This is a genomic window from Methylosinus sp. RM1 (assembly GCF_011378635.1).
Taxonomy (GTDB): Bacteria; Pseudomonadota; Alphaproteobacteria; order Rhizobiales; family Beijerinckiaceae; genus Methylosinus; species Methylosinus sporium.
This window is the reverse complement of the sequence record NZ_WOVC01000076.1, coordinates 1-6,192: the sequence shown is the minus strand read 5'-3', so window position 1 is coordinate 6,192 and position 6,192 is coordinate 1. Positions and strand designations below refer to the sequence as shown.

At 65.5% G+C, this 6,192-nt stretch carries 7 protein-coding genes; 3 read left to right on the top strand and 4 right to left on the bottom strand.

The window, feature by feature from the left end:
* Nucleotides 1-325: 325 nt before the first annotated feature.
* From folK to FMZ75_RS20715, 3 genes are all read right to left on the bottom strand, one after another.
* Entirely contained in the window at nt 326-835 is a 510-nt protein-coding gene (gene folK / locus FMZ75_RS20725) for a 2-amino-4-hydroxy-6-hydroxymethyldihydropteridine diphosphokinase (RefSeq protein WP_142862444.1), read from the bottom strand.
* A complete protein-coding gene (gene folP / locus FMZ75_RS20720) occupies nt 832-1,605 on the bottom strand; it encodes a dihydropteroate synthase (RefSeq protein ID WP_207783557.1) in 774 nt (257 codons plus the stop codon). Before folP ends, folK begins: the two co-directional genes overlap by 4 nt.
* Nucleotides 1,606-1,698: 93 nt before the next feature.
* The gene (locus FMZ75_RS20715) at nt 1,699-2,073 is read right to left on the bottom strand and encodes a 4a-hydroxytetrahydrobiopterin dehydratase (protein ID WP_166146093.1); all 375 of its coding nucleotides are present in this window, start codon (nt 2,071-2,073) and stop codon (nt 1,699-1,701) included.
* Between the two features lie 193 nt (nt 2,074-2,266).
* Here FMZ75_RS20715 and FMZ75_RS20710 point away from each other — a divergent pair, with 193 nt between their 5' ends.
* Nucleotides 2,267-3,235 (top strand): beta-ribofuranosylaminobenzene 5'-phosphate synthase family protein, encoded by a 969-nt coding sequence (locus tag FMZ75_RS20710; RefSeq protein ID WP_166146090.1) that lies wholly within the window; start codon nt 2,267-2,269, stop codon nt 3,233-3,235.
* 3 nt (nt 3,236-3,238) lie between these two features.
* Here the strand turns inward: FMZ75_RS20710 and FMZ75_RS20705 are convergent, their stop codons facing one another.
* On the bottom strand, nt 3,239-3,994 hold the full coding sequence (locus FMZ75_RS20705) for a haloacid dehalogenase type II (RefSeq protein ID WP_166146087.1): 756 nt from the start codon (nt 3,992-3,994) through the stop codon (nt 3,239-3,241).
* Nucleotides 3,995-4,196: 202 nt separating this feature from the next.
* Here FMZ75_RS20705 and FMZ75_RS20700 point away from each other — a divergent pair, with 202 nt between their 5' ends.
* Together FMZ75_RS20700 and FMZ75_RS20695 are read left to right on the top strand one after the other, a co-directional pair.
* Nucleotides 4,197-5,075, top strand: coding sequence for a GyrI-like domain-containing protein (locus tag FMZ75_RS20700; RefSeq protein ID WP_166146084.1), 879 nt, complete (start codon nt 4,197-4,199; stop codon nt 5,073-5,075).
* Between the two features lie 193 nt (nt 5,076-5,268).
* Nucleotides 5,269-5,970, top strand: coding sequence for a phosphatase PAP2 family protein (locus tag FMZ75_RS20695; protein WP_166146081.1), 702 nt, complete (start codon nt 5,269-5,271; stop codon nt 5,968-5,970).
* The last annotated feature ends 222 nt before the right edge of the window (nt 5,971-6,192 follow it).

The following is a 6,192-nucleotide window of genomic DNA, read 5'->3' as shown; positions in this document are numbered from 1 at the left end:
AAACCCCGGACCAACCCCGCCTCCCAGCGCAAGCAATCCGAAACGCCCTCGTTCGGCGAGCCGCAACCATTTCCGTTCCGCTGCCTAATGACAATATCCAATAGGGTGGGTTATGTCAGTCTATTGAATGGTCACAAAAAGTTTTTAGGGCAGGCACGGCGCCGGATAGGCGAGCCATATACCTACCCACAAGCACATTGATAGAAATTTTCTATTAATCTATATATTATTTTTTATCAGCAACTTATGTGATATTTTCGATCCTGTTGTCGACCCCCACCCATATGGACCATATCACCACCTCTTCGGACTGTGGCGTCATAGCTCATCGGGGGTTGGTGGACTTTTCCTCCCAGATTCCGATCCCATCCGCGACGACCTCGGCGGCGGCCTGCGCCACCGACACGCCGTCGAGCGTCAGATCGCCGCCGATCTCGGCCAGCGGCTTCAGCACGAACGCTCGCGCGAACAGCTCCTTATGCGGCAAGGTGAGTTCCGGATCGTCCATTGTGTGATCGCCGAAAAACAGAATGTCGACATCGATGAGCCGCGGCCCCCAACGCCGCGTCGGCGTGCGGCCCATATCGGCCTCTATGGTCTTGACCGCGGCCAGAAGCTCATAGGGCGACAGGCTGGTCCAGCCGAGCGCGCAGGCGTTGGCGAAATCGCCCTGATCGACATCTCCCCAGGGCGGCGTTCGATAGAGGCGGGAGACAGCGTCGAGACGAGCGATTCCGCGCTCCCCGATCAATGCGATCGCCCGCCTTATATTGGCCGGCCGGTCGCCGAGATTGCTGCCCAAACCAAAGCCGACTCTCGTCTCGACCGTCGTCATAGGCGTCCTTTTCCCTGTGTCAGAGTGTCGAGCACGGCGAAGGCCGCTCTGTGCTCGGCGGCGTCATGGACACGGAAAATCCGCGCGCCATTCATCGCCGCGATGAGATTGGCCGCCACTGTGGCGATGAGGCGCGCATCGACCTCGGCGCCGAGCAGCGCGCCGAAGAGGCGCTTCCGCGACACGCCGATCAGCACCGGCCGCGCGAATCGCATGAGCTGCGGAACCGCGCGCAGAGCCTCGAAATCCTGCTCCCGCGTCTTGCCGAAGCCGACGCCGGGGTCGAGAATCACGCGGGATTCGGGCACGCCCGCCGCGGCCGCTATCTCCAGCGACCGCTCGAAAAAGCCGAGCATGTCGGCGACGATGTCGATCTCTGGCGCGACCTCGGCGCGATTATGCATGGCGACGACGCCCGCGCCGGCCTCGGCGATCGCCGGGGCCATATCGGGATCACGCTGCAAACCCCAGATATCGTTCACGATCGTGACGCCGGCCGCGAGCGCGCGGCGCGCCGTCTGCGCCTTATAAGTATCGATCGAGACGGGAACGCCGCATTGCGACACGAGGGCTCGCAACAACGGCTCGAGCCGCGCCCACTCCTCCTCCGCCGTCAGGGGCGTATGGCCCGGCCGCGTCGATTCGGCCCCGACATCGACGATATCGGCGCCGTCTTCGGCGAGCTTCTTGGCCTGCGCCAGCGCCGCCTCGGGCGAAAAGAAGCGGCCGCCGTCGGAAAAGGAATCGGGCGTCACATTGACGATGCCCATGATGACCGGCCGCGCCGCGACGAGCGAAAAGAACCGCTCGCGCGACGATTCTATCGTCGTCGTCACTCTCGTCTCCAGTAGATCGTGTCTCGATCAGTCGTATTTGATATAGGCGAAGCGCTGGTCGGTCTCGGGCGTTCCCTCGAGCGCGCCGCCCTCTTCGCCCGGACGCCAGCAGACGACCTCCTCGATCTTGCGGGCGAGCGCGAAATCCTTGTCGGTCACACCCTTGGCCGTATGGGTCATCAGCTTCACTTCGACAAAGGCGTAGGAGGCGGCGATATCGGGATGGTGCCAGGCGGCCTCGGCGAGATGGCCGACCGTATTGACGACCATCAGCGTGCCTTTCCAGCCATGAGTCTTGTATTTGCGGCGAATCCAGCCGTTCTCGAACCGCCAATGCGGCAGCTCGGCGGCGAGCCTGGCGGTGATCTCTTCTTGCGAATAGCTGCGCTCCTCGGCGGCCATGACATCCCCCTCTCTCGATCGCCCGGAGGAGTTCTCCAAACGGGCTCCCCTTCAGACGGGCTCTTGCCTTCGCGCGCGCGGCGCCTTACTCGGCCTAGACGAATATGCGCGAGCCCCGTCGACGCCGGCGTGAAACCGCGCCGGGAAGCGAGATATAGCGGATATTCCGCGTAAAGTCCGAAAATGAGGCTCCATGCCGATCAGCGTGAGCGTCGTCGCCGCGGCGAGATTGCATCTCGGCTTCCTGGACATGAATGGCGCGCTCGGCCGCAAATTCGGCGGGCTCGGCCTCTCCATAGACGCGCCGGCGACGCGGCTGACGCTGCGGCCCGCGGAAAAGATGGAGGCTTCCGGCCCGGACGCCGAACGCGCCCTCGCTCTGCTCGAGAAGGCGGGCGCCGCGCTCGCGCCCGGCAAGCGCTATCGTCTGGCGATCGAGCGGGCGATTCCTCCCCATTCGGGTCTCGGCTCCGGCACGCAGCTCGCGCTCGCCGTCGCCGCGGCGCTGCGCCGCATCGAAGATCTGCCGCAGGATGTGGAGGCGGACGCCGCCCTTTTGCAGCGCGGCGCGCGCTCCGGCCTCGGGGCGGGGCTGTTCACGCGCGGCGGTCTCGTGGTCGATGGCGGCCGCGGCGCCGAGACGACGACTCCGCCGATCGTCTCCCGCCTCGCCTTTCCCGAGGAGTGGCGCATTCTGCTCGTCTCCGACCCGGGCTCGATCGGCTTGCATGGCGTCGAGGAACGCAAAGCCTTCGCAGAACTGCCGCCGCTGTCGGAGGAGAACGCCGGGCGATTGTGCCGTCTGGTGCTGATGCAGGCGCTGCCCGCAGTGGCGGAAAGAAATTTCGCCGCTTTCGGCGCGGCCATCGCCGCGATTCAGGCGATCGTCGGGGATTATTTCGCGCCGGCGCAGGGTGGGCGGCGCTTCACCAGCGCCGCAGTCGAGAGGCTGCTGGCGCGGCTGGCGGACGCCGGCGCGGCCGGCCTCGGCCAGACGTCCTGGGGACCGACCGGCTTCGCCTTCGCGCCCAATGAGGCCGAGGCGCGCCGGCTGGAGGCTCTGGCGCGCGCCGAGGCCGAGGCGAGCGGCTTGACGCTCGCCGTCGTCGCCGGCGCCGATCGGGGCGCGCGCATAGACGCGGTCTATGCAAAGATCGCCTGAGCCTCACGAACGGCCCAGAACCAGCTCCAGCAGCCCTTTCATATCCGACGCGACCGCATCCGGCGTGACGCCGAGCTTTTCCGCCGGCAGGCCGAAGCGGTTCACCCAAATGGTCGGATAGCCGAAGGCCTTGGCCCCATAGGCGTCCCAGCCGCCGAAAGCGGCGAAGAGAATCTCCTCCTTGGCGAGCTTCAGCCGCTGCGGGCCCAGCGCATAGGCCGCAGGATCGGGCTTGAAGGTCTTATTGACCTCCGTGCTCAGCAATTCCTCGAAATAGCCGGCGAGGCCGGCGCGCTCCGCATTGGCCTGCAACATTCTGCCGCTGAAATTCGCCAGTGTGACGATGCGCACGCCCGCGGCTTTGAGCCGGCGCAACGCGTCCAGCGTATCCGGCCAGGGGGTCAACGTCAGATAGGCGGTCATGAGGCGCTCGCGCTTTTCCGGCGGAAGATCGAGCTTCATCGCCTGCGCCGCAAAAGCGAGCGCGTCGCCCGTCACCTCGAAGAAATCCGCGTGGCGGCCGGTGAGCGAGCGCAGGAAGCAATATTCGAACTGCTTGGCGCGCCAGAGCTTCGTGAATTCCACGCCTTTGCCCGGATAGGCGGCCTCGACCGCCGGAACGACCGAATTGGCGTCGAAGAGCACGAAAAAATCGAAAGCGACCGCTTTATAGCGCGGCGCCGTCGGGGGCTCGGCGCGCGCCAGCCCCGAGGAGGCCGCGAAGACGAGAAAGAGCAGAGCGATTTTGACGAACTTCATGACCTGTCCTCCGCAAATCGGCGCTCGGGCGCGGACCCGCCCGTCTCCCGCTCGTGGAAGAACGCCCTACGCTGCAGCATGACATTCGATGACCGCGCGTCTCACGTTTCATCCTCGAGAAAAAAATTGCTCGCGAGACCGCAAGATCGGTCGAGCGCGCCGGCGTGGCGCGCTCCTAGAAGAGAGCGCCACGGAGGAAACGATGACGAAGACGGCGCTCGAGAATTATCAGGCCCGGATGCGGCGCGTGCTGGATCATATCGATCGGCATCTCGACGAAAATCTGAGCCTCGACATTCTCAGCGGCGTTGCGGCTTTCTCGAAACATCATTTCCACCGGCAGTTCGGCGCGACTTTCGGCATGTCGGCGCATCGCTTTGTCCAGCTCGCCCGCATGAAGCGGGCCTCCTATCGGCTGGCCCTTCGCGATGACGCCAATGTGACGGAAATCGCGCTCGACGCCGGCTATGAGGCGCCGGACGCTTTCGCCCGCGCCTTTCGGGAGTGCGTCGGGCAGGCGCCTTCGGCCTTCCGTAAATCTCCCGATTGGGAGTCGTGGCTCGCGGCCTTGGAGCCGCTGGATCGAGCCAGGAGCGCGAATATGGCCTATTCCCTGAACGATGTGACCGTGAGAGAGTTTCCCGCGACGCCCGTCGCCATTCTGACCCATAGAGGCGATCCGGCCCGAGTCTATGAGACGGTGCGGCGCTTCATCGACTGGCGCAGAGCCGCGGGGCTCGGCCGCGAAATCGCCGCGACATTCACGATCTTTCCCTGCGACCCGCGCACGACGCCGCCGGAAGAGTTTCGTCTCGACCTCTGCGCCGCCACAAATCGCCCGATAGAGACCAATGCTCTCGGCGTGACCGCCGGGCTGCTGCCGGGCGGACGTTGCGCGGTTCTGCGCGTCATCGGCTCCAGCGAGAATTTGGAACGGCCGGCGCTCTTCCTCTATCGCGACTGGCTGCCGGCGAGCGGCGAAGAGCCGCGCGATTTCCCGCTGTTCTGCCAGCGGATCGGCTTTTATCCCGATGCGCCGGAGCATGAGACGATCACCGATCTGTTCCTGCCGATCATCTGACGCCGCGTCCGGCCGATTCCGACGACAGCCATGGCGAGTCTCGCCTGGAAATGCGCCGCCGCTCGACGGAAAGCCGCGCGCCGCCATCGCGCCGCAACGGAATCTCGGCTAGAAAGCTCCGACCCGAGCGCGCGGCCGGGCGGCCCGGGGATCGCGCGCGACATGCAATGACGGCCGCCGGAACCCAGCTCGAATGAAGACAACAGCCGCGACGATCATCATTCTCGCTCTGCTCTGCGCGCCAGCCGCCGCGCGTGAGGGCTTCGTCACGCCGGAACAGAGCCATCCTCTCGCGATACTCCCCACGCCGCCCGCGCCGCATTCCGCGACGAGCGACGCCGAGCTCGCCGAATTGCATCGCATCGAAAGCGTGCGAACGGCCGAACAGGTCGCGAGCGCCCAGGCCGATGACGAGAACCAGACGATCTTCCTGTTCAAGACGGTCTTCGGCGAGAAATTCACCAAGGAGAATTTGCCGGCGGTGGCGGCGCTGGGCGCGCGGCTGAAGGCGGACGAATCGGCCAATACGGGCGCCGCCAAGGAGGCTTTCCACCGCATCCGGCCCTATAATGTCGACAAGACGCTGCATCCGGTCTGCAAGACCAAGACGAAGGACGATTCCTATCCGAGCGGCCACACGACCGTCGGCTATCTGATGGGTCTGGCGCTGATCGACATCGCCCCCGAGCGACGCGACGAAATTCTCGCCCGGGCGGAGGCTTACGGCCATAACCGTCTCGTCTGCGGCGTGCATTTCCCGAGCGATGTGGCGGCGGCGCGGCTCGTCGCCTATGCCGTCCACGCGATCATGGAACTCGATCCGAGCTATCAAAAAGAGGTGGCGGCGGCTCGCGTCGAGCTGCGCGGCGCGCTCGGCCTCGTGGCGGCGCATTGAGGCAGCCGCACACGATCGCACAAAAACAGTGGACGCGAAGCGCTTGGCTCCGCGTCCTTTCTCATTCAGTAATTGTAATAGGCGACGCAGACGCGATTGCCGTAGTAATCCCAGCCCCAGCGGGCGCATCGCTGCGGCGGGGCGGTCGCCGCGCCGACGACGGCGCCGGTCGCCGCGCCGATCGCCGCGCCTGCCAGCGTGCCGCCGGCGCGGCCGCCGGAG